Raw genomic sequence first — 26,406 nt, forward strand, 5'->3', positions numbered from 1 at the left:
TGAAGCTAGGTGTGGTTTCAGAATTTCTACAAAACAGATGGTCATCGACAATCAACGCCCTACTTTAACGATCAAAAAACTTCTTGATCGTATGGACCGTCGCTTGCCGACCCGCTCGGGCGATCGAGCGTGTTAATGGGATTTCCTTCGGACATACGGCGACACAGTTTTGGGCATTGCCGCAAGCTTGAATCCCGCCCGGCTGCATCAACGCTTCGATTCGCTCGCCTGCTAGCGCAGCACCGACTGGGTTCATATTAAAGAGCATCGCTTGCGAAATAGCATGAGCACCCACAAAACTCTCGTCATAAGCCTTCAACTTGCGAGCTTCAAACGCTTCGTCAGACTCGCCAGACTCTTGTTTCAACTCAACCTTCAGATATTGAGGGCAAGCGTCCAAACAACAACCGCAACTCATGCACTGGCTGAGCGGATAGGATGTTTCTTGCGTTTCACGAGAAATCCGTGGACCGGGGCCCATGTCATAATAGCCATCGATCGGTACCCACGCTTTAACACGTTGTAACGCGCGGAAAAGTCGGCTGCGGTCGACCATTAAATCCCGGATCACAGGGAATTTCATCATGGGACGTAGCTCGATTTCGCCGGGCACATCCTCGAGCAATCGGTCAACTAACGCCGAACAACTCTGGCGAACGCGACCGTTGATGACCATCGTGCACGAACCGCAGACTTCTTCCAAACAGCCGCAATCCCAAGCTACCGGTGCGACCGATTTGCCGTCGATCGTCTTGGCCTGAGCTGCGACCTTTTGAAGAACGCTAATTACGTTCATGTCCGGCTCGTAGGCAACTGTGTGTCTTTCCCAATAAGGCATTTCGCCCGGTGCATCTTGACGCAAGATCCGAACGTGAACTTTGTCGTGGCGCAATCGTTTTTGTGCGGAGTCAGCTGGAGCAATCATGATCAATTAACGTTATTACTTTTAACAAACCGGATGTTCAAAAGGAAATCCTGATAGACCTACGTCCACCAGCATCAAATTGTTGGTTAGGTCGCAGCCAATACTGGCTTATTCTTCTTTGCGTCAACGCGTTTCTTCCACGCTACTTCAATTTCTTCCGCACCGACCAGACCGTACAGTCGTGGACGAGGTGCGATCAGGGAAGTATCGACATCTTCATAAACTATGTCTGGTTCCGAGCCATTCCAGCTCGCAACAGAGCTCTTAAGATACTTCTTGTTGTTGTCTTCGAAGCGGTCACACCACTGTTCTGCTTGCTGAGCTCGCTCGACTGGATCTTCAGCGGTTAGAGCAGGCATCTCAAAGTCTGGTTTGTAGTGTGCGCCGCGGCATTCATCACGCATCAACGCGCCCTTGAGAATGCACAGTCCGATTGGAATCATATCTTGAAGTGATTTAGTGAACATAACATTTTGATTGTTCCAACCGCCTGTGTCGCTTAACGAACACTTCGCCGCTCGCTCTTGCAGATCAAGCACCTTAGAATACGCTTCCGTAAGTTGCGTGTTTTCGCGAACAACTGTGGCCGCACGCGTCATAATGTCGCCGAGTTCTTGATGGATCAGGTACGGGTTCTCACCACCGGAACACTTCAGCAAGTCGTCGTGACGCTGCTGATGCTGACGCACGGCGCCTTCAAACATGCTTGATGGCAATTCCGCTGCCGCCTTCTTCTGATTTTTAACCCAGTTCACAATGCCTGGAGCACTGAAAAGACCACTAAAAATGCAGCTTAACAGGGAGTTCGCACCGAGCCGATTCGCGCCGTGGTATTGGTAATCGCATTCGCCGATTGCATACAGACCAGGAATATTGGTGACTTGGTTTTTCGGCGAGCCAACCACGAGTCCGCCTTCCGCGCTTCGTTCGTAATCGACCCACAGGCCACCCATGCTGTAGTGGACCGCAGGGAAGATTTTCATGGGCTCGTCGCGAGGGTCTACTCCCTGGAACTTTTCGTAGATTTCGAGAATCCCCCCAAGCTTGCGATCGAGCTCAGGTCGTGGAATATGAGTCAAATCGAGGTAAACGCACAAACGATTTGGGTCTACTGACAATCCTTCGTTAACGCAAATGCTGAAGATTTGCCGCGTCGCAATATCGCGTGGCACCAAGTTGCCATACTTTGGAAAGCGTTCTTCGAGGAAGTAGTATCGTTCGGATTCAGGAATCGTCTTTGGATCGCGTCCATCGGCCGGTTTGCGCGGCACCCACACGCGACCACCTTCACCACGCGCGGATTCGCTCATCAAACGAAGTTTATCGGCACCCGGAATCGCAGTCGGATGCACCTGAATAAATTCGCCGTTACCGTACTTCCCACCAGCTTTCAAAATGCGGCTAGCAGCACTGCCGGTGCAGAAAACAGACATCGTTGATCGACCATAGACCAGACCGCAACCGCCTGTCGCCACGATCACCGCGTCGGCAGGGAAAGACCGGATCTCCATCGTCACCATGTCTTGAGCGACAGCCCCGACGCAACGACCAGTCTCATCCTGAATTGGTCCCAGGAAATCCCAAAACTCGTACTTTTTAACTAAGCCCTGTGTCTGCCAGCGTCGCGTCTGCTCATCGAGCGCGTACAGCAATTGCTGGCCGGTCGTCGCTCCGGCAAACGCCGTTCGCTTGTACAAAGTACCGCCGAAACGCCGTCGGTCAAGAAACCCTTCAGGAGTGCGGTTAAAGGTCACTCCCATGCGGTCCATCAAATCGATGACCTTAGGAGCCCAGTAGGACATCTCCTTCACAGGCGGCTGGTGCTGCAAAAAGTCACCACCGTAAATGGTGTCGTCGAAGTGCTTCCACTCGTTGTCTCCCTCTTGCCGCGTCATGTCGCTGACCGAGTTGATGCCACCTTGGGCACAGACGCTGTGCGAACGTTTGACCGGAGTTAGGCTCAGCAGGTCGACATTAACACCTAATTCGCCAAACTTGGAGGCGGCCGCTAGACCTGCTAGACCACCACCCACAATTACAATTTTCGGACCAGCCATTCAACCAAACCTTATCGAGCAGTTTTTGCGATATGCAAGTTCATTTATCCAACCGTCTGCAAGACCCGCAAAATAACGGGACGCGACAATACTTCCACCACGATGCCTATTTGGAAACCGGAACGTCCGACGGGTCGGCGCTCAGTTTACGGGGATCTGCGAGAATAAAGCCCGATTCGACGGCCGCTTTATGAATCGACTTTTCCGCCGCGCGAGCTTCCTCAACGTCCGTCAGCTTTGCTCCGACCAACGCGGACAACCCAACCATCGTCAACACTACGCCAAAAATTGTGCAGCCGACTGTCGCCCGTTGCTGTCCTTTAGGCGAAATCCAAACTCCCCAAGTGATTCCTGCTGTCCAAATTCCGTTGGCAAAATGAAACACGCAAGACACAACACCAATTATATAGACAATAGGCCAAATAATGCCCTTCATCGCCAACGCCAGAGTACTTGCCGCGTTGAACGGACGGAACTGAGCCATCCCCAAGGGCGTCGCGACCGCGTTCAACCACCAATCAAAATGGAACCAACCATGCAGATGGAAGACGTGTGCGAAAATAAACACCATGGCAATGTAGCCCGTGTATCGCTGCCACGTATAACGAAGATTATTCCCATAACCATAAAGCTGGGAGTTAGATTGCCCGGTTTGAGCGATCCAAACCCCGACGACGGCGTGGAAAATGATCGGCAAGAAAATAAAGAGCCATTCGATCAAAGTCAGCATCGGCAGCGAATGGATACCATTGACTAGCACCTGAAATTTGGACGGCCCAGTCAGCAACGTGGCATTCGTCAGCAAATGGACGGTCATGTACGCTCCGATGGGAACTAACCCACTGAGCGAGTGAAGTCGTCGAATCAGAAACTCATGACGCAAAAAGAAGGAGTTCATCGAGGCAGTAGGGGCTTGCGAGACTGCAAAATTAAAGTCGATCACACAAAAATCGTAGCAACGAGGCAAGCTTTGTTAAGTGCTGACCGCATCTTCTACAATTCAGTTTCACAACATACTAGAAGCCAAGCGTTTTACCAATGCCACATCGTAACCCAGCGACGATCTCGCCGCACTTCTTACCGTTGCTTCCCAGCTACGTTGGAAGTTCGAATGCTGGATGCCAGTCCCCGTTGGCACATTTCCCAGACTCCGCCGCAGGCTGTCGGTGCGGTTTCGTTTCCGCATCGACTTCTTGGCGACGCCGGGAGCGGTTCGATTGCCCACAACGCCTGACTTGGAATGATCTATTGCTGCCCCCAACGACTTGCGTAACTCGGCCAAGATTCTGTTGAAAGCCACGCTGGAAAGCTAAATCGGCTCGACCACCGTCCTGTACAATGGCCTCTGGCATGCGCTGTTTATTGCCCGCCGTCGTCAGTAGTGTGTAGCGACGCATCGAAGCGATGGAAGCGACATTTACAGTCACCAGAAGCGCGTAAGTTCTCACTCAGCGCCGTCACGAACGTGATGTAGGCGATGCTGCGACGCGAAGCTACCAAGCATCGAGCAATTTTAATGATCAATAAAATCCGCTTGGCAATTCGCTACAGGTCAGGCTGTGCAAGCGCATCTCGGATCCACGGACATGTATAGTTTGAACGAATCAAATAAACAAAACGCGCAACGCTGGACTGTTGACCTAGCACTCGGGCGTCGGTGGTGGGTTATGCCGCTTGTGTTAATCGCCGTGTTGGTGTGCTTACGGATCTGGGCGTTGTTGTTGATTCGTTACTTGCCCTTTTCAAAAGCGATTGTATCGCTGGACGTGGCTGCTTTCGCGTATTACCTCGGATTGAGCGGCGTTCCATTCTCGGTTGCGGTACTGTATGCCCCTGGGACTGGTGTTTGGAAAAAGGCATCCGGAATTGTGCTTCTTGCCGTCGGATTAGTGGCCAGCTCGCCGAATATTGATATTCAGAACCTTACATTTTCGATTCTTGTATTTGGTGCTCTCGCGTGCATCCAGTCTGCATTCATCAGATTCTTTCGTTGGCCTCAATGGCGTATCGGCAATTCACAAAGTAGCACTTCGAGTGCGTCTATCGCCAAGCTTATGTTTTTTGTTTCTGCAGTAGCTGTCTTTACCGCCGTTGCGACAAGGGTGCTTGAAAGGCAGATGTTGCTCGCACTTCCACTCATGCTCGTTCCCATAACCGTGTTTTGGTTAGTTGGCCAGTATTTTGGTTGTGCTCGGCGCCGTTACGTGGCAATACTGGCGGGAGTCATCTTGACGTCGGCGATTGCAGTGCCTTTGATCTATGAATGGAGCGTCGCGTCGCCTCGCTTCCATCCATTATCAATGACAATCGTTTTGCTTTCGCTCATGATGCTGACGCCGTGGGCGATTTGTTTTTTTAGCCGTTGCGATCGAGAGCAGGTGGAAGATATGTCGTGTGTTAACGCTGAATCTGAACGCTTTCTTAGGGCTTGTTAGGGTGCCTGTCTGCTTATTTCAAACAACAGGCATGCATCCACTAAAAGGATAGACGAGGACTCGATGAATACTGGAAAAAACGTTTCAAAATACCAGCCCTCTGTCTGGATCGGCATACTGCTATATCTCGGTTATCTTGCCATATTCTTCACCGTTTGGACGATCAACGGAGTTGATTACAATGCGATTGGCAAGAGCGTCGAGACAACAAAGCTTTGGTATGCTCTTCCAACTTTATTTGGCTCTGCATTTTTAATAGTTGCTATCAGTTTTTTGGGTTGGTGGCGACTGGTACTATTCGACAACACGGAATCTGGCCCGGTCTGGATTTGGGCGTTGCCCGCCGTCGCGATTGGGATCATTTCGATCAACTTCCTCGGCGCATTCTCTGGCCCGGTTTCGGCGGGACTGCTTTTGTGGTCTTCACTGGGAGCTATGGGAGTTGGGTTTGGCGAAGAAATGATCACGCGCGGAAGTATGATTGTGGGTCTGCGAAGCCGTTTCTGCGAGCGTGATGTTTGGCTCATCAGCACTTCATTGTTTTCTGCGTTGCATGTTCCGAATGTGTTATTTGGGTTGCCGTGGTGGGCAATGCCGATTCAAGTCCTCCTTACCTTCATCATGGGAAGCGGATTCTATGCGATGCGGCGCATGTCTGGGACATTGATTCTTCCGATGGTGGTGCATGGGCTCTGGGACAGTTCTTTGTTTATCAATGATGCCGTTGGCAGAGAAACCTCATCATTGCAGTTCGCAGTCTATCCAGTAGCGATCGTTTGTGTTATCGCATTACTTCGACACAATCGAGGGCCCGACGAAAGCACGCAAAGCGCGAATCAGTTGAAGTCAGTTTAATATCCTGCTAGTGGAGAAATAAGTTATGAAGCGTCCAAGATTCTTTCTCCTACTAGTCTCCTGTTTTTTCGCGGCTTTGCTCTACGCGACTCTGCGAGCATCAGGCTCGGTCAATATCATGTCGGTAGGTACACTTGGTAAGTTGGATTTGGCGAATGCGAAACTTCAGCAGTCTCTTGAACGTCGTTTGCACTTTTGCCTCTTTGAAGATGGAGAGCACGATAAGCTTTTCATTTCTTTCAATGGCTCTTGGGAGGGCGGTAAAATTACATTGTCAATCAATAACAAAGAAAGAATGTTGATGGATGTGCCAGGCCTATCGGACTCGGGCGTAATCATCGACCTTGGGGATTTGATATCAGAAAATGAACTCGACATTGGCACGGGTGGGTACGGTTCGGCGCCATCTGTCACCCTCACTCAATTTTCTGGGATGTTCAAATGATGCCCCCTTTTGATGCATTTCATCACTAGCTTCGCGGTTCCGAAGGTTTGCTCGTCAAAACAACGAGACGTTGCCAAGCTAGTACTTTAAGATATCGATCGGCGTCCCGGAGTTTTAGATGATGAGATTTCTATTGCTTGGCTTCAGCTTAATGTTCTCACTCAAAGCGGTGAGTTTTGGTGAGGTTCATGATAATGTTCGAAGCTGCATAGTTTTTGGCGAAGGAAGCCTACCAACTTAGCTATGGGCCGTGCCCAATCGGGCCGGTATCGATGTTCAATCGTATGCCAAAGAACACCTCCCGTTCAACTATGTGCACGAACTTGGCATTTTAGTTAGTCCTCCTGAACATGTGCGGTTTTTGAGTCTAACGGTCGATGAAATTTCTAAACTGCAATCGCTCAAGACACTGGATTTGTCAGGAACCGATACGACAGACGAAGACTTGCAACGGCTTTGCATTCTCGAACAAGTTGAGACGCTTGTTCTCGACAATACCGCGATCAGCGATTCGTGCATCGAGCACATCTGTAAAATGAGGCGTCTAAAGATCGTAAGCGTGCATAACTGCGAAATCTCGGACGATGCCCGCACTGCATTGGCATTTGAGCTTCCGGGGGTCATATTCACTGGAGGTAACGGTCACACCCTAGTGCCAATTCTTCGCGCCCCGTAGCAATAGGTTTTGATCTGTATGGTAACTTGATACTTCGTCAGAAACGTTCCGCATGTCTCCTTCTTTCCGGTATACTGTCAACTTATACGCTGCTGCTTGTATGCTTCCCTAGGCAAACCGACGATTCGAGTCGTGCAGCACATGAGTAGGTAATGGCTCTCGCTAGCATGTCATTGATTCCTCCCGCCCCAGCTCGACCTTTACGTGAGACGCCGACATTGGAAACTAATCAAGACGCCGACCACCTTCGACTTTTATCGATTTTTCACTACGTTGTAGCAGGAATTGTTGGTCTATTTTCCCTGATCCCGTTTATTCACGTCGCCATTGGAATAGCGATTGTCTCTGGCGCACTCGATGATTCTGGGCGAGGTCAAGCACCACCAGCATTAATGGGTTGGTTATTCATTTTATTTCCGTTGGCATTGATAGGAATCGGACTTACGTTGGCGATTTGCATTGCCATCGCCGGTCGAAAACTGGTTCAACGCAAAGGGCATTTGTTCTGCCTAGTAGTTGCCGGGCTCGAATGCTTTTTCATGCCATTCGGAACGGTGTTGGGCGTCTTTACAATTATTGTTCTCTTACGACCGTCGGTGAAGGCAGCGTTCGGAGTTCCTGTCGGTTAAGATAGTGCTAGAGTCGGCTGTTCGCGGTACTGCATCCAGAACTCGGCCGATCGAATCAAATATGCAAAGTTACACCATCGTTTAGAACGACTCCAGGCCCGTGTTGCGTCATTGTCGATGTCTCCATTGGCTTCATATTCTGTTATTCTGCAACAGGCGACCGCGGAAGGACAATTCGCAAGCACGTTATGTTCCGGACCTGGGTTACAAAATTACTTGCGATCGCGCGGCACCGTCTTACAAAGTTCCTATTGTTGCTCGTTGCGGCATGGGCGGTCATGACGTTCACGCATGAGATTGGACACATCATCGGCGGAGCTTGCTGCGGTGGTTCGCTAAGGGATTTCGATTTGTTACCGTGGCGTCTTCCTTACAGCATCTTCGAACCTGATCCATACCCTTTGGTCACGCTCTGGTCGGGACTGATCAGCGGCGCGCTTATTCCTGTTCTGCTAGCGATGATCATCCATCGTGAATGGGCCTGGTTCATGGCCAACTTCTGCGTGCTCGCAAATGGCACGTACATCGCTACAAGCTGGTATACCGGTGACCGTTACCTCGACACGTCCAAAATGCTGGAGCATGGTGCAAGCCCAGTCGCTATTGCTGCCTACTGCCTAGTGACCATCGGTTTTGGATACGTCGGTTTCAGTCGCTCCTGCGTTTCCGCGTTATCGGACTCAAGTACTTCACAAAATTGATGGAGCGCAGTTCTGCAAAATTGCTCGACGGATTTTGCTACAATGCGATTACGCCAACAGTTTTTTTCGAACATGAGCAAAGTCAAGTATATCGATTTATCAGGGCGCAACACTAACTAGGCATTTCGTCAAAGCATCATATTGCCGTGCGCAAGTTACCGTTTACAACTTCGATGTTCATACTGCTGCTTGCGGGGTATTGCCTGACGGTCTCTTTCGGCATTTTGACTCGGACCAGAGATGCCGAGCAAACTTCAGTGACGATATTGTTAACGTTCTTGCCGGCACAGTTGGTGCTGCTGTTCGTGGGCTTGTATTCAGCCATTCGCAAAAGGAAGGAAACGGTTGGTGCGCTCGCTAGTGCGGTCCTAATCTGGTTTCCGGTCCCGCTGGCCATAGCTGGAAGTCTCTTTGGAACAGCCATCGGATGTCCGGATGGATGGATTACGCTTTCAAATGTTTTTCAACCGGTTTCTCTAGCTGTCACGACGACACAATTTGCAATTGCCATCGGATTGACGGTACAATATCTCAACATGCAATCGGCAACGCCAGTCACATCCGTTTGGCCGTTTTGTAAACGCAGCCTGGTCTTGCAGCTATTAGTGCTCTGTCCATTCGCGTCAATTTATTTCGCTTCGAGCTGAAACGGTAGAGCGACAGTTACTTGCAGTGCGCCGGAGAAAATTTCGTTTGCGTTTTGTTTTAGTTCTCGAAGCAGGCTTATCGCTCATTGTAGTTGACATGATATCGACACGAACGCCTGAAGGCGAACGACTAGAATGCACCGTGTGTGGACTTATACACAGAGTTCTCGTCTCGCGTCCTCCTGGAGATACAGTTTGTCCGGCCTGCGGATCTCACGCGTGGATCCAAGCTAAACAAAAGTCTGAACCTTACCCATCACGCGAGGTTTCTCTTCTACTGCCTACGTTGTTAAGCCGCATTCAACGGGCCACAGGCATTAGTGAGCTGTGTGGTTTATTGGTCGATGGTATTTCGCTCTGTGTGCCCGATTCATCTTTGCGAGTCTTGCTAATAGAAAGTCAAGCAGGTCTTCGAAAAGCATATCGTGAGGTGGCTCGCCGTGGCTCTATTGTCGATGACAATGATTTTTCAAAGTTTGAAATTTTGGCAGAATCCTCGCAGCCAGTTCATCTTCGCTCCACCGAAAGATGTTTGGTATTAGTGCCATTACGACGAACGGACAGCGCCTCCATAGGCGGCTTGGAGTTGCAGATGCCGCAATCAAAAACAATAATTGAGCAAGAGAATTGTATTCGGTTGACCCGTTCAGTTTGTGCTGTTGCGGTGGGAACTCACGTGTTTGACTGAGCGTGAAGTTCGATCCGTGTTAGAATCTACCTGGATTTCTGGCGTAACGAATGATCGGCATGTAATATGGTTCAGTTAAACAACTACCGTCGATTTGGGCTTTCTGAACTGCTCGCGTGTTCAACCGGTTGGGCGATCCTGTTCGCTGCCGTAGCTGGGGAGCACATGATCGTTGGATGCATTCCCCTATCTCAATTTGCCATGCTTTTGTTGCCTGGTTTCCTCATATCCGGTGCAATTGGCTATTTGATCGTAGGACGTTCGTGCGATCGTCATCGGATTGAAACATGAGCGGAATACTACCGAAATACAAAGGTCTGATCGGGCTCATCGTTGGCGTTGCACTGGTCGTTGCAATACCGATTATGGCGTTCCGCTATTTCCAGAATGGGGTGTTCGCGTCCTATTACGAATGGAGTTTTATGGGGATTCTCGCTTCGTACATTGAAGAAAACGATGGCGACCTTCCCAAGAATTGGGATGATCTTAAGGGCTATGAATACTACAGCATGCATTTTTCCGGTAGTCATTCTATTGATGACGCAATGCGGTACATAGCAATCGATTTTGAAGAATTGGCACGACTTAAGAACGGGGAAATTACGGGCGCTGAGTCTAAGGTGATTACGACGATAAAAGGAATGGACATCCACTGGGTATATCCAGGATTTGAGCTTGAGAAGTATTTTCGCGATGGAGTCCTTCCCAGCGGCGCACTTGAGCGAGACGAAGCCGATAAACACAGAATGCAAGTTGAGCGAAGCAAAAGTAATGGGCCAGTTTTGAAAGCGAATTCGAATCGCGAAAAGTCGTCGAGTGCGAACGTCGTTGGAGAACCAGATTCAAAAACATCTAAGTCCGATCGTGAGGCACCTTTGGAAAGCTACTAACGGACGAAAACTTTATATGCAGGTCATGAAACTGGGGCTCAACGATTTTGATAGAATCCATCAATTGAACTCAACGATACTCTGATTTCCATGTGGCTCTAGATCGCTTTTCACGATGAGACCGTCAAACAGCAAACACCGATTCGGGCTTTCTGAGTTGCTCGCTTACCTGACCGGGTGGGCAGTACTTTGTTCTGCAATCGCTGGCCACCAAATGCTGGTTGGATACATTCCCGTATCTCAATTTGTTATGCTTTTGTTGCCCGGTTTCCTCATTTCCGGTGCAATTGGCTTTTTGATCGTGGGGCGTCCGCTGTTCATGCCAGCTGCTTTATTTGGAGCTGCAATCTGGTTATCATTGGTGGGCTCCTTGGTATTTGCATTCAATTTACTTGCCTGATAAATTCTTGGTGCGAAGTAGTTTCCAACCTGCGAAAAAGCGACGCAACCGGATGAGGATTCCCAGCCACTTTTAGATTGCTTCGATTCGAAGTTCGCTCAATTGGCCGCAGCGGCGCTGATTTCACTCACATATAACTCTTTCAATAGCTAGACACCAGAAATGATTGAACCTGATGACTGGCGATTGACAAATCAAGAGAAGTTTCTGACGGGCGTTGAGCTATGCCACCGTCCGTATCGGCAGTACGCCGCCAATCAGAAATGGGATCACGATCATTGTGACTTCTGTTTTGCCAAGTTTATGGTTGAAAACATCCCTAACACGTTGCATGAAGGATACTGTACGTTAGATGAATACCATTGGATTTGCGACCGATGTTTCTCCGACTTTCGCGAACAGTTTCGATGGACTGTCATTCCCGCTGATACCTAGAATGCTTTGCCGTAGCTTGGCTTATGTTGGTGGCTACAATAAATTTCCTTAGAAGCCTAATACGAATTTTGTTTGCATTCTGAAGTCGTGAATGTCACCTACCAACGGGCTGGAGTACCGTTATGAAAAAGCGATCGATTGGAGGCGGGATTGCGATGATTGCAGTTGGATCTCTATTTCTCGCGTTCTTGATTTTTCTTACCCGGAGTGAGGTGCCGCGAGGTGCCAAGAGTCGCATCCGAGTGGGGACGTCACGCTCTGAGGTCCTTGAGTTGTGTGGACCGCCCACAAGCACTGATTTGACCGAATCATCGTTCGTCTACAACGATCCTCACATTACTGGCTGGTACGCAGTCGAGTTCGACGAGAACGGCTTGGTGAAGTCAATCGACGATGAATCGCTTTAGACCGGTTCTATCGTCCACATTGTCGAGCCTCTCCGAGATTTGATGGTTCTTTCGTTTAGGAGATGCGCCGCTTCGCGACAGAGTACGTGCGGCTTATTCAATACTATCAATCTGGCTTAATGGTAACCGTGGAGTCCATCGCTGCTCGGAGTTCGGCTAAGACTTTCGGGACTTCGATGTATGGGTCATAGTCGTTACGTTTCATGGATAGCGTTTCGATTGGGAGATTGCCGCGATATCCCGACTTCCTAATGATTGTTAGCATTTTTTGCATATCCACTCGTGGAGATTCCGTTGTACTGTCGAGCGTTTCTTTGATCTGCCAGTTCACTGCATAAGGGGCCGCCATCGCGATGTCGATGTATGGGTCGGGGGTAAGGTATTTCCCGGTGTCCACCAGGGCCGCGCACCATTGGTGGTCTACTTTCTTAAGCAGACTAACATGCTGCTCGCCTGTGCTTATGAAGTCACCGTGATTCTGAACGGCAACGATAACACCAAACTCCTGGCCGTATTCAGCGCACTCACGTAAGGAGTCGGCCACCCAGGATTCAACCTCGTTTCGTTCAGCACTCCCTGACGCTTGATGCCAATCATGGAAAGGCGGCTGCGAATCGGCGAAAGCGCGAATCACAGGTGCGCCAAGCTTTGCGGCGACTTCTATCCAGGTCTTAATACGCTGAATGCCTTCCTGACGGATGGTCTTGTCTGCCGAGGTGAAATCGTTGCGTACGCCAGTGCCGCTGATTTCAAGACCAAGGTCAAACGCATATCTTTTGAGTTGAAATATGTATTGATCGGCCGGGGCGTTCGGGTAACCTGGAAAAAAATAGCCCGTCAGATCGATTGCGTCAAAATTGTGCTCTGCGCAAAAGTCGCAAACACCAAACAGGTCGACACCTTTACTGCGGTCTTTAGCGTTTGCATTGAGCAGCTCGAGAAATGAAAATGCATTTAGCGCAACTCGCAAATGCGATTCCCGAGCACTTTTTACGGGAGCGCCCTCCACATTGTCGCTCAAGATTAGCGCGCCAGATGTAGCTGCAACGGAGCACAAACTAGCGTTTCTGAGGAACGCACGGCGCGTGGGGTCGATCATGTACATGTCCTCAGATTGTCAAGTAAGTATTGGCCTAGAAGACGCATTGTAGCATTCAGAACTAAGCGGTGCGCTCTACCTGAATAAGCGCATGAGCGATTACTGTTCAATGGGCAAAGTCTTGAATCGTTAAGCAGAATTCGAAGAGCTGTTCTGCTACTTCGATATCCGAGCGCCTAATGGTACGAGTTCGTTAAACCGGTCGACGGGTTCGTTCGCTGTCCAAGCCATGCCGCGCAGAAGTAGTGTCCTGAAGATTGGGTCGTCAAACGTCCAATTGTAATGCCCCGGAATGCTTACGAAGACACGGCCTTTTCCTCGCTCATAAGCCCAAACTTGAGGCGTCGCGGCGCCGTCTTCCACACTGGTCGCGAACAGCGTGACGTCTTCGAGATTGCCAGTCAGTCGCCAGTAGCTTTCATCATACAACTGCAGCGGATCGATGTTGCGCATGATTGGATGGTCGGTATTGTGTACCTGCAAGCTCAGCGGCCCGTGACGATAACCAATGCTTCCACCTTTGGATGCCAAACCAATGCGTTGCGAAAAGTCGGCCACGCGGTCGTCTCCATTCACAGCCCAATGAATGTAAACCGCTCCACCGCCTCGATCAAAATAGGCATCCATCTTCGTTTGACGATCATCGTCCCAAGTACCTTTTTGAAAGAAAACCAACATGTCGGCCTTGGTAAGCTGTTCGTCATTCGGGAATCCCCAAGCCGTATCGATGGTCGTCTGTTCGGCTGCAACAAGCAATTGCCCCCATTGCAACTGCCAAGCTGGATAGTCGTGTTCGCCTGGTCCATGATCTTTGTCTCCCGCGACCAGTACAATGTTCAGCAGACGCAGCTCTTCAGGAAGCTTTTCCGCACCTGCTAGCACTTGAGCAACTTCCGCTCGCGTTCGAACAGGTGGAGCTTGAAGTGGCGAATCCAGCGGCATTTGTGGCGGTGGAGTCAACAAGAAAGTCATCAGGTCCCGCAATTGATCTGCCGTCAATTTTTCATCCAGTCCCTTTGGCATAATCGAAACTTCCGCCGGCTTGATTGATTCAATCTCGTCACGCGCAATTCGAGTGACCTTACCAGAGGCATCGCCCAAGTAAAGTTGATTGTTCTCGGTCCGCAGTACACCCGTCAGAATCCTATCGTCTTTCATCAACAGAATTTGACCAAGGTGATCGGGATTGATGGCGAAACTTGGGTTCTTGATATCCCGCAGGACCGAAGCATAGTCTCGGTGCACCAGGTTTGTTAGGTCAGGACCAATGATTTCGCCTGGACCATGAATTGCGTGGCATTTGAAGCAACTAGCGGCTTCACTGTGGAAAACACGACGGCCGCGGCCCCAGCTACCGCCTTCGATTTCAGCTATTGTGGCCGGTTCTGACAAAGTCTGAGTTTCCTTCTGGTCGTTTGTCCATGGTAAGAAAAATCTACGTAGTGGCAATGCGCGTTGTCGATCGTCTTCGTTGGTGGAGACGGCAATTGTCCAATGGAGCTTTGAGTGCTCCGCAACGCCAATTTGCATTTCGAACGGAACTTGACGAAGGTTGCTCGTAGCCATTTGAATTGTTGCGCTGTAGCCTTCGTCGGTTTTCTCTGCAGTCTGCTCGGCGTTGTTGCCAACGATAAACTTGAAAGGCTGCGACGATTGGACGTGCAAGCTTACCGTCTCTTCCGGCCATTGGTAATCGATCGTAGCTCCCGGTTGCACGGCGGGGCGAAGGATGTCTTGCAAATCGAGCTTAGTCTTCATCGACAAAGTGCCGCCAGAAGCAACGAGTTCTCGAAGTTGGTCGTGCGTCGCGCTTTGGCTAGTGAATTCGTTCGTAACTTGCCAATCAAGATGCGGCAACCAGCCCTGCCATTCGGAAGCTCCAGAGTTTTCGTTGGGCTCGCTGGCGACAAATTTTGCTTCGACGCCGGTGAGTGCGAAATCGACATCGATCGAACTATGCTGACGGATCGCTGCCGAATCGCTCGGCGTCGCTGCCGTGTTTCTGTCGTCCTTGTCATTAAAGGGAATCGACACTGCGAAGTGAGTGTTCGCGGTCATTGGGTCGGTCTGCAGCAGCAAATTTCTTCGATCGCTCGAGATCGCCATGCCTCGAACGTTCAGCTTATGCCGCGGAGCAACAGACTGTCGCTGAACAACTGCGTAGGGTGGATTAAGGGTTTCAAACTGGTCGCCGGCTCGCACGTAATCGCCTGAATGAATCACTATTCTGTCTGCGATCCCTTGTAGCATCATTGGATCAACTGGACCATCAAACGCGATTTGGATCTCACGCTCCGAGTTCGCCCACACGCTGGCTGGCCGCGCGGCATTCGAATCTTTCATCCGAATGCGATACAGTTTCCCGATCCCCGTCGGCCCTGTCCCCCAATCAGGCGGTCCACTATGGCAAGCGACCACTAAATCGCCATTAGGTGCTACGCAAGCGTCGACGGTGAGCATTTGTAAGCAGGCGAGGAGTTGCGTGTCGGCGACGTAACCGTGAACTGATTTACTGAGCTGCGTTCTCCAGATCTTTCCGCGGGATTCGCCGCACACGAGAGCTTGATCGGCCCACCACGCGGGACCAAAAATTGGGCCGTCATTCACTGGTTCATTGAAGACCATGCCGCACGTCGATTGGTGCTGCGGACCATAGTCAAACACCGAAGGTTCGTCCAATACACCGGGATTATGACGAGGGTGCCGAGGTGGGAAGCCATAGTGTTTGTTAGGCTCGATGTGCAACAGTTCGTCAAAGGGATTGCCGTTTGGTAGCCAAGTCGCTCCTTCTTGTTCACTGCAAAAAAGATCGCCATGCTTGTTAAATGCAAAGGCAATTGGAAAGCGAATACCCGTACAAACGGTTTCTCGAGTTTTGAAGTCTGCCGAAACGCGTTGCACCGTCCCCCGGTCACTCTTGATGTCATACTTGGCAACGCCCGATTCATCTACAAGGTAAGCATTCGAGTAATCTGCGGTCCCTAATCCAAAGTAAAGATTGCCTTCGGCGTCCATCGTAAGCCCTGTTGCGTCGACGTTCTGGACAATCTCGTTCCAGCCGGAAGCGACGACGATTTCTTCGTCGGCGATGTCATCACCGTCCTTGTCGACGATCAGCGACAGTTTTCCTTTGCTGGGTGTAAAGATCCCTTGGCCGTGAACGTAATCTGTGGGTGTGACGACCATCCCAATCGGGCCGCGCAGGCTACCTTCGTTCTTCCAAAAAAGTTTAGCTTGATCCTCTAAACCATCGCCGTCCGTATCCCGCAGCAGATGAACGTCGCCGTTATAGCCAAGCGCTATCAATGTTCCGTCCTGGCGAAAACGAACGCTGTTGACGTTGGTCAGTTCAAGCGGAATTTCCGTGACCTCGAACCCAGGAACAAGCATTTGTATGGCTGGTGGGTTTTCGACCTTCACAAATTCAACTTGGTTACCAGTCAGGTTTAGCTCTGCAGGCAATTGTTCAGCCAAAGTTTTATGCTTTTCGCTTAAGTAAGCTTCAACAGCAGCGATCTCATCCTTGGTTAACGTGCGATTGAAGATGAGCACTTCGGCGATGTCACACTTCAATGGCCGTTGGACTTGCTCGTTGTTGGGGCCGATGGGGAAGTAGCGAGCACCGAGAGTAAATTCAGCAAGCGAAACGGGCGACGAACGGAGCGAGCGTTGACCGGTCTGCTGGCCATCAACGCGAACGTTAACGACTTGATTACGATGGTCCATAATCATGGCCATACTGTGCAGTGTACCAAACGCGAAGCTGGTATCGAGTAGGTCAGCCGCACCTCCGAACCCGAGGCCTTCAGCATTCAAGTTATCAAACTTACGCGTTGGGCCAGGCCCGAGATCGAGATTGAAGCCAGATTGATAGTCACGTTGTTCAACGCCATTGGCGCCAAAGAAACCAGCGAAATCACCGACATTTTCGTGCGGTGCAGCAACCACAAAGACGCTCACCTGTTCCGCTTCACCACCATTGCCGACACTGCGCAGAAAGTCATCTTCCCCGTCGAAGCGCACCACGAAGTCTTCACCGACTTTAACAAGCGTCGGCCGAGCTGCTTCGATTGGCTGCGTGAAGGCGTTCGAGTTCCCCGCAGCGTCCTTCCAATCGGCGACCGTAACCGGAGCTGTTGATTGATCGGCATTCAGTTGCTGTGCCAGTTCACTTGCATCCAACCATAGCACAAGGCCCTCGCGCACGTTGAGTTGAGCATGGGCTTGAGAGAAGTTTGCTGCCAGCAGTAGGACTAAGGCAGCAAACGTCAAAATTCGACGATCGTGTGGCTCGTTGCGCAGCTTCACGGTTGGTCAACCTATCTATATGGTAGGAAGTGCGGCGCGTCGAGCGATGTGGGGCGCTACGCGTCGTTGTCAGCGGGTGGGACCGGCGGCGTGGCCGGTTCTATAGTATGACTCGCCGAGCCTCGATCGGATACAACCGGTGCCGAAGAAGTTGAGCTCGACGACGTTGACGGACGATCAGTTACTTGTTCCGTTTTCGTCGTTGTAGTCGCCGACGACTTCGAAGTATCCGCTGCCTTCTTCGGAGGAGCACTTCGCGGCTGGAAAACGAGCACCATCACAGCACCAGCGATGGTTGTTGCAAGTGAACCCAAGAAAAGACCGTTGATCTCGCCCAAGGTCCCTTGAACAGTCATCGATACGATCGTATTGATGATCGGCGCGAAACCAAACACGAGCGGCATAACGAAGATCGGTTTACCACCAAAGTTGAACGCGTAAATGATCCCCAGTGCTCCGACAGCGCCCGCGGCACCGGCAATAATCGACCAGACCCAACCGCTGATATGCGATGTCCCCGTGTCCATGCCAGCTTGAACCATTGCCAACGGGACCGCGACGGCGATGAAGAAATAGGCGAGTCCAACACAGCAGAAAGGTCGCAATCGCGAGCCACCCATGCGGCTTTGCCCGATATGTAGTACAGGTCCGTACGCTCCCCAACAAATGGCTGCGAGGATCATCGAGGCGACGATCGAGAACATGCTCGTTTCGCCTTTTTCCGCAGACTTCGTTACGGCGATATTTCTCTCAATAACTCGCGTTTCCGTAGCGGTTCCAGATTCCGATTCCGCAACTTCGGCGGTTCCCGAATCGGACTGGAAGGCGATCAGGTGCAACCGCTTGTCAACTTGCATCGGCTGTACTATCGGAGTTGTTCCGGAATCGTACGCTATTTTCACGGAACGGCCCAAGTCGTCCTCTGTCACTAAACCGGAGGGCTTGCGCCCGACCGCTACAATCGATTCGCGGAAGTCAATCGATGACGAAACCTTAGAAGTAGCTTCAGCCGATGGACTCATCACTGCAGCGTGCGATTCAGGAGGCGTAGCTGTTTTTGCGGGTCGAGGCTTGCTGGACAAAACTCCGACAGCTCCCAAGACAACCAGAAAAAGCCCCACCATAAATAAGAACGAGATCTGATTGAACGTCTTATTGATCGTGGCCGTGACCAGTGTGTTGACGACCGGCGCTAGGCCGAACACGATCGGCATCACATAGGTCGGGTTTCCACCAGCTTGAAGGGCGAGAATAATTCCCAGCGCACCAAGCGCTCCAACTCCGCCCGCCAGCAACGACAGCACCGTCCCGGTGAACGACCAGTGACCTTTCTCGCCGCGTTGCGCAAGAATAAAGCCAGGGACTAAAACCGCAATTAGAAAATATGCAATTCCGACACCGATAAACGGCTTCAAGTAGGCATTTTCCATTCCCTCCTTGCCTTCGTGCAGCAACACGCCGTAGGTTCCCCAGGAAAGGAAGGTCATAGCCGTAAACGCGAGTACAAGCGGGAGTTTCATCATGTCCAGAGTCTGAAAAAGCTAATAAAATCAGCAAAACTGATACGGCAGGTGGGATGCTGAATTGTACTTTGTCTTAAAATTTCGCCCACCACGACTGCTTCAAGTTTTCCCGTCGACGCATGCCAAACGGCTCGCCATGGAAAATCAAGATCCTTGGGCGACTTCCCGCTGCGGGGCCGCTTGCGGTTGGCTGCAAAACCGGTCCAAAAAATCTATTTAACTTCGTGGGCGGCAAGTATTTGCAACTGGAAACGTCGCGAACTAGTATTCAAAGGGCTATCCACGGTCCACGATAGTCCAAAATTCGTTGTTTTCGGGCAACGCTTGGATACTTCGTCGTGATCGAACACGGACAATCGTTCCAATTTGACAACAAGTTTATCTCACTGTGTGGTTTGGGATTTTAGGTATGAAGCGCATAAGCACTCTTTTTTCCGCAGCATTAATCGTTTCCTGCTGCAGTTTGTCGGGCAACGCTCAGCAAGTTATGGACGATGTCTACGGCCGAGGCGTGCACGCGTACTATGCCGGTCAGACCGACCGTTCGCTCGAATGGCTAAACCAAGCGATCGACGCTGGCAGCCAAGATCCGCGAGTCTATTACTATCGTGGCTTGGCAACGATCCGCCAAACTGGTGGTCTAGTCGATGCAGGAATTCCTGATTTCGAGCAAGCAGCACTGCTCGAAGTCACCTCGGGCCGCGTCGTGAACGTGGGCAAGGCTCTGGAACGCATCCAAGGCTCGACTCGCGCGACCATTGAAGACATCCGACTTCGCGTTCGCTTGGAAAACAAAGACAAGTTGCCACGTGCGCCGCAAGTTCCAACGACCCCTGCCGATCCTGGTTCGGTTGTTGATCCATTCGGCAACGATAGCGGATTCACCACTGGCGATCCTGAAGTAATGGAGCGACCAGCGCCACTCGATCCAGCACCAACTGAAGTTCCTGAGGGACTTGAGCCAACTGCTCCGGATGCCACCGACGATACAGTCGATCCATTCGGTGCGGACGATGCCCCTGCTGAAGACGCTCCAGCGACAGACGCAGATCCGTTCGGAAGCAATCCGTTCAACTAGTTTTCTTGATTGACGGCAATAAGAATCTGTGTGTGCCAAACAGTGGCCGCACAGACAGCCAATCACCCTGACTGTTCGACTCTACGGATGGCAGGCCGGGATTTAGTTCCCAAAGTCTTGTTCTGCTTCCACACGTAGCTCTGCATGCCCGTGGGAGTCCAAGTCGACATGCAGCACCATCGGTTCGCAGCAGACCGGGCAGTCTTCCACGTAATCTTGATGATGGCCAGCGGAAATATCGATTTCGACAACGATTTCCTCGCCGCAGTGGCTACAGACATAGACAGCTTCTTCGTTCATAACGTCACCTTCATGGCCAAGTGGAACATTGAAACGCGCAGACTCCGTGTTGAAACTCTACCTTCATTGTAGCTTTTCCTGCGCGGGAAGCACAATTAAGGGACCAACCACATTGCATTGATATACGTAAAGTAATTCTCTTGAATATCGTGCTGCAAACTTTGGTCGGCAAAGTGGGAATGCAATGCTAGTGCCGTAGTTGATCGTTTCAAACAAACGGGATTGGCAATCTGCGGTTTGCGTTCTGCGTTCCAGCAGTAAAATACGCCTTGAGCTGGAAATTCAGAGTGATTTCCGAGCAAATATTCTCACGCAGTGGTCGCCGTCTCTAACAGTAATGTGTTCGTAGTTTATGAAAATCGGTTTAGCCTTTAGAGCTTTCTTTGCTGCGTTGTTTCGTCCAGAGGCGGCTTCGGACCTGGCTGCTGCCCTCGCGCCTAAAGACTCAGCGACAAAGAACCTCACCGATGCAAAGCCATCGTCGTCGGAAACTGCGAAGAGTGCTGTTAAGCCGACGCCAGCTCCTGTTACGTCGCAGGCGAGCAGCAATCGCAGCGACGCACTAACGCTGCTGTCGGCCTTACAACGGGAAGCACGTTTATTAGACTTGATCCAAGAGCCCCTCGGTAACTACAGCGATGCTCAGGTCGGCGCGGCCGCCAGGGAAGTCCTGCAAGACACGAGCAAAGTCATCCAACGGATGTTTGCCCTCAAGCCGCTTAGCGATGCTGATGAAGGTTCACGTATCGAATTACCTCCAGACGCTTCTCCGGCCAGATATAAACGGATTGGAAAGGCCGAAACGAATTCTTCCGTCACTCTGGTGCATCCGGGGTGGATTGCTACTGCTTCCAACGTGCCGACTTGGACTGGCGACGCAAAGGACAAGTTTGTGCTGATGCCTGCCGAAGTCGAATAGACAGCTGCTCGGTAAGGCCCTAGAGCGATCTAGCGTTATGGTTTCGCGATTTCTACGTTCACACTACTAGACCTTGATGACTGCAAAATTTGCTATTGGGATTGATTTAGGCACAACAAATTCCGTGCTCGCGTACACGGCGATCGATGCGGAAGACACGCAGATTCAATTGCTTCCTATCCCGCAATTGACCGCTGTTTCGCAGATCGAATCTTTGCCTTCGTTACCTTCGTTCGTGTACATTGCCAAGTCCGCGGCTACGGATCTTGAGGCGTTGTCGCTCGCACCAGCCTTCGGTGATTCGCCTTATACAGCGGCAAATAACGTGGGAGCGAATCGGATTGTCGTCGGCGAATTTGCTCGTCGCGCTGCCGCTGAAAATCCGGAGCAGACGATTGTTGCAGCCAAAAGCTGGCTTTGCCATCCCGACGTCGATCGGCACGCGGCGCTCCTGCCGTGGGGAACAGAAGACGATGTCGATCATCTGTCACCGGTCCAAGCGTCAAGACTGATCTTGCAACATCTGGTAGCCGCATGGCGACTCGCCTTTCCCGAGAACCCTCTCGCTCAGCAGCGTGTTGTGCTGACAGTACCAGCGTCCTTTGATTTGGCTGCCCGGGAGCTTACTTTCCAAGCGGCTCGCGAAGCTGGCTTGCCTGACGACTTCCTTGCGCTCGAGGAACCCCAAGCTGCAGTGTACCACTGGATCGCGAAAACGGGCGATACTTGGCGACGTCAATTGCAAGCGCAGGACCAAATTTTAGTCTGCGACGTCGGGGGCGGTACGACAGACCTGGCTTTGATGCAAGTGGACGAAATGCAGGGCGAGCTGACTCTCAAACGGATCGCTGTCGGCAATCACTTGTTAGTCGGCGGCGACAATATGGATTTGGCGCTAGCTCACTACGCAGCCAACAAATTCACCGAAAGCGGACACAAACTGAACGCTTGGCAGTCAATGTCGCTCTGGCATGCTGCTCGAAACGCCAAAGAGACTCTGCTTTCCGGCAGCGACCAAGAAAGCTACACCATCTCAGTCCTCGGCCGCGGCAGTCGTTTGATCGGCGGCACTGTGTCGACAAATCTGGCCGCTCACGAAGTCGAACAAGTGCTGATCGATGGCTTCTTTCCTCATTGCCAACTTCATGATAGGCCTGAGGTCGATTCGTCCGCCGGGTTTCAGGAAATCGGACTCCCTTTTGAGCAGGATACAGCGATCACGCGCCATGTGGCTGCGTTTTTGGCCGACCAACAACATGCTGAGCACGAGCAGCCCGTGCTGCCCTCGCGACTGCTGTTCAACGGCGGCGTCTTTAAGTCGAACGCTTTGCGCAGCCGGATGCAGGAAGTGTTTTGTGCATTTCGGCAAGACGAACAAGCGGTTACGATTCTGGGCGGTGTCGAAGACCTGGACGCGGCAGTCGCTAGCGGAGCTGCTTATTACGCTTGGTCGAAAGACAACGGCGGGATTAGAATTCGCGGTGGTACCGCCCGGAGCTATTATGTCGGCATCGAAAGCGCCGGACTCGCCGTTCCAGGGATGGCTCGGCCGCTGACAGCTCTCTGCGTGGTCCCCAAAGGCATGGAAGAAGGGACAGAAACGCCCGTTCCCTCCAAAGAGATCGGCTTGGTTGTGGGGAAAGAGGCCAGCTTTCGCTTCTTCGCATCCGCCGTTCGTGGCGACGATAAGGTTGGCACGACGCTAAAGTATTGGGACGAGGAAGAACTGCACGAGACCGCTCCTATGCGTATGATGCTGGAAGCAAACGCGGAAACGGCCGACCAAAAAATCGTGCCGGTAAAATTCCAAAGTAAGATAACAGAACTAGGCATGTTCGAACTCTGGTGCATCGGTCAAGCGAGCGATCAACGCTGGAAGCTGGAATTCAACGTTCGAAGTGACTGAACAAAATTGCGTGTTCCGACGCTACTCTCAACTGCCAAAAATGAAACGACACACCTTCTACTTTAAATTTGCCTGTGCCGCAGTCTGCTGCATCTCGCAACTTGCCGTCGCTTTTGGTGCGGATAACATCGCTGGCGTATGGACCACAACGGCCGACAAATCGATGCTGTTAGAACACCGTCCCGACGCTTTGACAGTAGTTGAAGCGTCGGTCTCGGCGGCGGACTCGCAAACGATCACGTTGGATAATACGACATCGTATCAAGAGATGGTTGGCTTTGGCGCAACCCTAACGGACGGCAGCGCTTGGGTGATCAATAGCAAACTGGACGAGCAGCAACGAGCCCGTCTGCTGGACGAACTCTTCACGCGGAAAGAAGCTGGGATCGGGCTTGATGTATTGCGGATTAGCCTCGGTGCGTCCGACTTAAGTGCCGAGCCCTATACGTACGCCGACTCGGAGACGGCTGACGCCGATTTATCATCGTTCAACTTCGAGCGTGCGCTTAAGGATCTTGTACCGCTGTTGAAGGAAATCCGAAATCGAAATCCGAACCTTGTCCTGATTTCATCGCCTTGGTCGGCTCCAATTTGGATGAAAGACAACAAATCGTTCAAAGGTGGCCGCCTGCTTCCAGAATACTATGCTGCTTTTGCGCAGTACTTTGTTAAGTATTTGACGGCAATGAACGATGCAGGCACTCCGGTACAATATGTAACGATTCAGAATGAGCCTGAAAATGAACACAACAATCCGAGCATGTTAATGTCGGCCGATGAACAAGCGACGTTTATCGCAGAACATCTTGGCCCTGCTCTTACGAAAGCAAATCTAGCGACTCGCATTATGATTTTTGATCATAATTGTGACCATCCCGAGTACCCCATCACTGTCTTGAGTAACGCAAAGGCCGCATCCTTCATTGATGGATCAGCCTTTCATTTGTATGCGGGGGACATTGCGGCGATGTCGAAGGTAAAGGAAGCTTTCCCCGACAAACATATCTACTTTACCGAACAATGGACCAGTTCTAATGGTCAATTTGCGGGTGACCTAGAATGGCATGCGAAGAATATTCTAATCGGCGCGACTAACAATTGGGCAAGAGCCGTCCTTGAGTGGAACTTGGCTGCCGACGAAAACGAAGATCCACATACCGACGGCGGTTGCGACGCTTGCCTTGGAGCGTTGACGATCGATGAAAAGGTCGAGCGAAATGTTGCCTACTATGTGCTCGCTCATGGTTCGAAGTTTGTCCGCCCCAATGCGAAACGCATCAAGTCCTCAGGCGGAGACGCCGCGAACCACGTCGCCTTTGCAAATCCAGATGGATCGCAAGTTATAATCGTTCAGAATGCGTCCAGCCACGAGCAGCTTTACCAAATACAGTCCCAGAGCGATCGCTTCGAGACGACGCTTCCTCCACACAGTTTATCGACGATCGTGTTACCACAGCTTTTGAAATAGATTCTTGCGATCCAATACGAACGAACGTTTTCCTCACAAACTCCCAAAGCAACTTTTCCTTGGCCATTCAAAAATTTCACGTTAGTGAATCAATTCCCTTCCCTGCTCGAAATCTGGCTGCTTTCGTCCAGTCGCACATCAAGGTTTCGCGAACGATGGCGGAGCAGATTATTCACTCCGGCGCGGTCCGTGTAAACAATCGCGTTGTCGCTCAGAATCACCAGCGATTGGAAGTGAATGATCGCGTCGAAATCGACTATACACCGCAGCCGATTGCAACGCCCAGCAAGAAGGGAAAATCAAAATCTAGTTCGTCCTCCGTCCAGTTTTCGATCTTGTACGATGACGATGACATCATTGTCGTGAACAAGCCCGCAGGGTTGCTTACTGTTCCGACGCCTTACAAAGAAAACCGGACACTCATCGGTTTGATCGATCGCTATCAAGACAAACGTCGAAACGCGAGCGGCGTGATGTGTGTTCATCGACTGGATCGAGGCGTTTCGGGCGTGTTAGTCTTTGCCAAATCGCTGCCTGTTGCAATGAAGATCCGCGATCAGTTCGCCGCTCGAAAGCCCAACCGAGTTTATATTGCGATCGTTGCAGGGCAGATGCAGGGCAACGAAGGATCTTTCCGATCGTATCTGGCGACTGATAAAGATCTGAATCGCTATTCGACGGAAAACGCGGCAGACGGGCAGTTGGCGATCACGCATTGGACCAAGCACACTTCATACTCCGACGCTACCTTGTTGCAGGTACAGCTTGAAACTGGCCGCAGAAATCAGATTCGCGTTCATCTGGCAGAATCGGGGCATCCGATTTTGGGCGATCCGAGGTACGAGTCGTCGGCTGCTGAACATTCGCGTTGGAATTACAAACGAATTGCACTGCATGCGGAAAGTTTAGGTTTCCAGCATCCTAGAACCGGTGAATCGTTGCAGTTTCAGACGGAATGGCCGCAAGAATTCAAGACCTTCCATCGGCAAATGAAGGGAACAGATCGTCGATGAATCGTCCCAAGCCTATCAAGCGGTGGCAACTGATTGTAATGCTGCTCTGCGTCACGATTATACCGCCAACTTTTGTTGTGACGTTTGTCGCCACAAGCGAAGCTCCGGCCGAACCGAAGTTGGACGTGGATGTCTCGATCGGGGTCATGCAATATAAGATCCCGAATGATCGCGACGCTGGTGTTCGGCTTATGTCGAGTGTCAAAGTTACGAATCCGACGTCCGATGATTATCGAAACGTAACAATATCGTTGAACAAAGAGTTTTTTTACTATCATCGCGAGAAACTACTCGGAGGTGGCTCGATTGAACTGCCTCAGGAATTCTTTATCACAAAGGGAGGCGGCACGCCCTTCCAGACTGGTAGTAAGACGGTCAACCGCGTGACGGTTTATGCTCAGATTCCAAATGGAGCTCGAGCCGTGGCGGAACGGTATTTCGACGAACAAGGCCAGCCAGTAAGCGAGCCAGAGTGAGCTGGCGTCGCCACCTTATGGAGCGGACCTCCCCCGTAGCTGCGTTCGCCTAGAACGCGGGGGCTCTCAGTGCGATTCCTGAAAACGGTGGCGATTTCTGGGACGGTTGCAGTTCATGACAAACTT

Annotated in this window: 25 protein-coding genes; 17 read left to right on the forward strand and 8 right to left on the reverse strand. The window is 51.3% G+C overall.

The window, feature by feature from the left end; all coding sequences use genetic code 11:
- Nucleotides 1-64: 64 nt before the first annotated feature.
- The 4 genes from sdhB to SH451x_RS09765 all read right to left on the reverse strand — a co-directional run bounded on the left by sdhB (nucleotide 65) and on the right by SH451x_RS09765 (nucleotide 4,430).
- Nucleotides 65-925, reverse strand: coding sequence for a succinate dehydrogenase iron-sulfur subunit (gene sdhB, locus SH451x_RS09750; RefSeq protein ID WP_479362264.1), 861 nt, complete (start codon nucleotides 923-925; stop codon nucleotides 65-67).
- 86 nt (nucleotides 926-1,011) lie between these two features.
- Nucleotides 1,012-2,982 carry a succinate dehydrogenase flavoprotein subunit gene (gene sdhA, locus SH451x_RS09755; protein WP_479362265.1) on the reverse strand — a complete coding sequence of 657 codons (1,971 nt, stop codon included), beginning with the start codon at nucleotides 2,980-2,982 and terminating at the stop codon, nucleotides 1,012-1,014.
- 106 nt (nucleotides 2,983-3,088) lie between these two features.
- A complete protein-coding gene (locus tag SH451x_RS09760; protein ID WP_479362266.1) occupies nucleotides 3,089-3,880 on the reverse strand; it encodes a succinate dehydrogenase cytochrome b558 subunit in 792 nt (263 codons plus the stop codon).
- Between the two features lie 196 nt (nucleotides 3,881-4,076).
- Nucleotides 4,077-4,430, reverse strand: coding sequence for a hypothetical protein (locus tag SH451x_RS09765; RefSeq protein WP_479362267.1), 354 nt, complete (start codon nucleotides 4,428-4,430; stop codon nucleotides 4,077-4,079).
- Nucleotides 4,431-4,568: 138 nt separating this feature from the next.
- Here SH451x_RS09765 and SH451x_RS09770 point away from each other — a divergent pair, with 138 nt between their 5' ends.
- From SH451x_RS09770 to SH451x_RS09820, 11 genes are all read left to right on the forward strand, one after another.
- The gene (locus SH451x_RS09770; protein WP_479362268.1) at nucleotides 4,569-5,417 is read left to right on the forward strand and encodes a hypothetical protein; all 849 of its coding nucleotides are present in this window, start codon (nucleotides 4,569-4,571) and stop codon (nucleotides 5,415-5,417) included.
- Nucleotides 5,418-5,480: 63 nt separating this feature from the next.
- Entirely contained in the window at nucleotides 5,481-6,272 is a 792-nt protein-coding gene (locus tag SH451x_RS09775) for a CPBP family intramembrane glutamic endopeptidase (RefSeq protein WP_479362269.1), read from the forward strand.
- A 25-nt stretch (nucleotides 6,273-6,297) separates the two neighbouring features.
- Nucleotides 6,298-6,717 carry a hypothetical protein gene (locus SH451x_RS09780; RefSeq protein ID WP_479362270.1) on the forward strand — a complete coding sequence of 140 codons (420 nt, stop codon included), beginning with the start codon at nucleotides 6,298-6,300 and terminating at the stop codon, nucleotides 6,715-6,717.
- 250 nt (nucleotides 6,718-6,967) lie between these two features.
- Nucleotides 6,968-7,393 carry a hypothetical protein gene (locus SH451x_RS09785; RefSeq protein WP_479362271.1) on the forward strand — a complete coding sequence of 142 codons (426 nt, stop codon included), beginning with the start codon at nucleotides 6,968-6,970 and terminating at the stop codon, nucleotides 7,391-7,393.
- 152 nt (nucleotides 7,394-7,545) lie between these two features.
- Entirely contained in the window at nucleotides 7,546-8,022 is a 477-nt protein-coding gene (locus SH451x_RS09790) for a hypothetical protein (protein ID WP_479362272.1), read from the forward strand.
- A 188-nt stretch (nucleotides 8,023-8,210) separates the two neighbouring features.
- Nucleotides 8,211-8,723: a hypothetical protein gene (locus SH451x_RS09795; RefSeq protein WP_479362273.1), complete on the forward strand. Its 513-nt coding sequence runs from the start codon at nucleotides 8,211-8,213 to the stop codon at nucleotides 8,721-8,723.
- Nucleotides 8,724-8,869: 146 nt separating this feature from the next.
- Entirely contained in the window at nucleotides 8,870-9,370 is a 501-nt protein-coding gene (locus SH451x_RS09800) for a hypothetical protein (RefSeq protein ID WP_479362274.1), read from the forward strand.
- 975 nt (nucleotides 9,371-10,345) lie between these two features.
- Nucleotides 10,346-10,948, forward strand: a complete 603-nt coding sequence (locus SH451x_RS09805) for a hypothetical protein (RefSeq protein WP_479362275.1) — start codon at nucleotides 10,346-10,348, stop codon at nucleotides 10,946-10,948.
- 115 nt (nucleotides 10,949-11,063) lie between these two features.
- Entirely contained in the window at nucleotides 11,064-11,348 is a 285-nt protein-coding gene (locus SH451x_RS09810) for a hypothetical protein (RefSeq protein WP_479362276.1), read from the forward strand.
- Between the two features lie 162 nt (nucleotides 11,349-11,510).
- Complete coding sequence (locus SH451x_RS09815) at nucleotides 11,511-11,783, forward strand: hypothetical protein (protein WP_479362277.1); 273 nt, start codon at nucleotides 11,511-11,513, stop codon at nucleotides 11,781-11,783.
- Nucleotides 11,784-11,905: 122 nt separating this feature from the next.
- Nucleotides 11,906-12,190 (forward strand): hypothetical protein, encoded by a 285-nt coding sequence (locus SH451x_RS09820; RefSeq protein WP_479362278.1) that lies wholly within the window; start codon nucleotides 11,906-11,908, stop codon nucleotides 12,188-12,190.
- 106 nt (nucleotides 12,191-12,296) lie between these two features.
- Here the strand turns inward: SH451x_RS09820 and SH451x_RS09825 are convergent, their stop codons facing one another.
- From SH451x_RS09825 to SH451x_RS09835, 3 genes are all read right to left on the reverse strand, one after another.
- Nucleotides 12,297-13,289 (reverse strand): sugar phosphate isomerase/epimerase family protein, encoded by a 993-nt coding sequence (locus SH451x_RS09825; protein ID WP_479362279.1) that lies wholly within the window; start codon nucleotides 13,287-13,289, stop codon nucleotides 12,297-12,299.
- Nucleotides 13,290-13,445: 156 nt separating this feature from the next.
- Nucleotides 13,446-17,597: a ThuA domain-containing protein gene (locus tag SH451x_RS09830; protein WP_479362280.1), complete on the reverse strand. Its 4,152-nt coding sequence runs from the start codon at nucleotides 17,595-17,597 to the stop codon at nucleotides 13,446-13,448.
- Nucleotides 17,598-17,653: 56 nt separating this feature from the next.
- Nucleotides 17,654-19,120, reverse strand: coding sequence for a hypothetical protein (locus SH451x_RS09835; RefSeq protein ID WP_479362281.1), 1,467 nt, complete (start codon nucleotides 19,118-19,120; stop codon nucleotides 17,654-17,656).
- Between the two features lie 409 nt (nucleotides 19,121-19,529).
- Between SH451x_RS09835 and SH451x_RS09840 the strand changes: the two genes are divergently transcribed.
- On the forward strand, nucleotides 19,530-20,198 hold the full coding sequence (locus SH451x_RS09840) for a tetratricopeptide repeat protein (protein WP_479362282.1): 669 nt from the start codon (nucleotides 19,530-19,532) through the stop codon (nucleotides 20,196-20,198).
- A 102-nt stretch (nucleotides 20,199-20,300) separates the two neighbouring features.
- On the opposite strand, the gene SH451x_RS09845 is transcribed toward SH451x_RS09840, so the two are convergent.
- Entirely contained in the window at nucleotides 20,301-20,498 is a 198-nt protein-coding gene (locus SH451x_RS09845; RefSeq protein WP_479362283.1) for a CPXCG motif-containing cysteine-rich protein, read from the reverse strand.
- A 352-nt stretch (nucleotides 20,499-20,850) separates the two neighbouring features.
- Between SH451x_RS09845 and SH451x_RS09850 the strand changes: the two genes are divergently transcribed.
- The 5 genes from SH451x_RS09850 (at nucleotide 20,851) to SH451x_RS09870 (ending at nucleotide 26,280) form a co-directional block, all read left to right on the forward strand.
- Nucleotides 20,851-21,417: a DUF2760 domain-containing protein gene (locus SH451x_RS09850; RefSeq protein WP_479362284.1), complete on the forward strand. Its 567-nt coding sequence runs from the start codon at nucleotides 20,851-20,853 to the stop codon at nucleotides 21,415-21,417.
- Nucleotides 21,418-21,493: 76 nt separating this feature from the next.
- The gene (locus tag SH451x_RS09855) at nucleotides 21,494-23,323 is read left to right on the forward strand and encodes an Hsp70 family protein (protein ID WP_479362285.1); all 1,830 of its coding nucleotides are present in this window, start codon (nucleotides 21,494-21,496) and stop codon (nucleotides 23,321-23,323) included.
- 40 nt (nucleotides 23,324-23,363) lie between these two features.
- The gene (locus SH451x_RS09860; RefSeq protein ID WP_479362286.1) at nucleotides 23,364-24,791 is read left to right on the forward strand and encodes a glycoside hydrolase family 30 protein; all 1,428 of its coding nucleotides are present in this window, start codon (nucleotides 23,364-23,366) and stop codon (nucleotides 24,789-24,791) included.
- A 59-nt stretch (nucleotides 24,792-24,850) separates the two neighbouring features.
- Complete coding sequence (locus tag SH451x_RS09865) at nucleotides 24,851-25,804, forward strand: RluA family pseudouridine synthase (RefSeq protein WP_479362287.1); 954 nt, start codon at nucleotides 24,851-24,853, stop codon at nucleotides 25,802-25,804.
- A complete protein-coding gene (locus tag SH451x_RS09870; protein WP_479362288.1) occupies nucleotides 25,801-26,280 on the forward strand; it encodes a hypothetical protein in 480 nt (159 codons plus the stop codon). The genes SH451x_RS09865 and SH451x_RS09870 overlap by 4 nt, the downstream gene beginning before the upstream one ends.
- Nucleotides 26,281-26,406 lie beyond the last annotated feature (126 nt).

The sequence above is a fragment of the Njordella aestuarii genome, from assembly GCF_056494165.1.

What these genes read in the sequence shown, in the direction of transcription:
- sdhB (WP_479362264.1), bottom strand. Translation starts at nt 925, where the DNA reads ATGATTGCTCCAGCTGACTCCGCACAAAAACGATTGCGCCACGACAAA.
- SH451x_RS09850 (WP_479362284.1), top strand. Translation starts at nt 20,851, where the DNA reads ATGAAAATCGGTTTAGCCTTTAGAGCTTTCTTTGCTGCGTTGTTTCGT.
- SH451x_RS09815 (WP_479362277.1), top strand. Translation starts at nt 11,511, where the DNA reads ATGATTGAACCTGATGACTGGCGATTGACAAATCAAGAGAAGTTTCTG.
- SH451x_RS09790 (WP_479362272.1), top strand. Translation starts at nt 7,546, where the DNA reads ATGGCTCTCGCTAGCATGTCATTGATTCCTCCCGCCCCAGCTCGACCT.
- SH451x_RS09810 (WP_479362276.1), top strand. Translation starts at nt 11,064, where the DNA reads ATGAGACCGTCAAACAGCAAACACCGATTCGGGCTTTCTGAGTTGCTC.
- SH451x_RS09860 (WP_479362286.1), top strand. Translation starts at nt 23,364, where the DNA reads ATGAAACGACACACCTTCTACTTTAAATTTGCCTGTGCCGCAGTCTGC.
- SH451x_RS09840 (WP_479362282.1), top strand. Translation starts at nt 19,530, where the DNA reads ATGAAGCGCATAAGCACTCTTTTTTCCGCAGCATTAATCGTTTCCTGC.
- SH451x_RS09795 (WP_479362273.1), top strand. Translation starts at nt 8,211, where the DNA reads ATGTTCCGGACCTGGGTTACAAAATTACTTGCGATCGCGCGGCACCGT.
- SH451x_RS09820 (WP_479362278.1), top strand. Translation starts at nt 11,906, where the DNA reads ATGAAAAAGCGATCGATTGGAGGCGGGATTGCGATGATTGCAGTTGGA.
- SH451x_RS09770 (WP_479362268.1), top strand. Translation starts at nt 4,569, where the DNA reads ATGTATAGTTTGAACGAATCAAATAAACAAAACGCGCAACGCTGGACT.
- SH451x_RS09845 (WP_479362283.1), bottom strand. Translation starts at nt 20,498, where the DNA reads ATGAACGAAGAAGCTGTCTATGTCTGTAGCCACTGCGGCGAGGAAATC.
- SH451x_RS09805 (WP_479362275.1), top strand. Translation starts at nt 10,346, where the DNA reads ATGAGCGGAATACTACCGAAATACAAAGGTCTGATCGGGCTCATCGTT.
- SH451x_RS09855 (WP_479362285.1), top strand. Translation starts at nt 21,494, where the DNA reads ATGACTGCAAAATTTGCTATTGGGATTGATTTAGGCACAACAAATTCC.
- SH451x_RS09870 (WP_479362288.1), top strand. Translation starts at nt 25,801, where the DNA reads ATGAATCGTCCCAAGCCTATCAAGCGGTGGCAACTGATTGTAATGCTG.
- SH451x_RS09780 (WP_479362270.1), top strand. Translation starts at nt 6,298, where the DNA reads ATGAAGCGTCCAAGATTCTTTCTCCTACTAGTCTCCTGTTTTTTCGCG.
- SH451x_RS09760 (WP_479362266.1), bottom strand. Translation starts at nt 3,880, where the DNA reads ATGAACTCCTTCTTTTTGCGTCATGAGTTTCTGATTCGACGACTTCAC.
- SH451x_RS09835 (WP_479362281.1), bottom strand. Translation starts at nt 19,120, where the DNA reads ATGATGAAACTCCCGCTTGTACTCGCGTTTACGGCTATGACCTTCCTT.
- SH451x_RS09775 (WP_479362269.1), top strand. Translation starts at nt 5,481, where the DNA reads ATGAATACTGGAAAAAACGTTTCAAAATACCAGCCCTCTGTCTGGATC.
- sdhA (WP_479362265.1), bottom strand. Translation starts at nt 2,982, where the DNA reads ATGGCTGGTCCGAAAATTGTAATTGTGGGTGGTGGTCTAGCAGGTCTA.
- SH451x_RS09825 (WP_479362279.1), bottom strand. Translation starts at nt 13,289, where the DNA reads ATGATCGACCCCACGCGCCGTGCGTTCCTCAGAAACGCTAGTTTGTGC.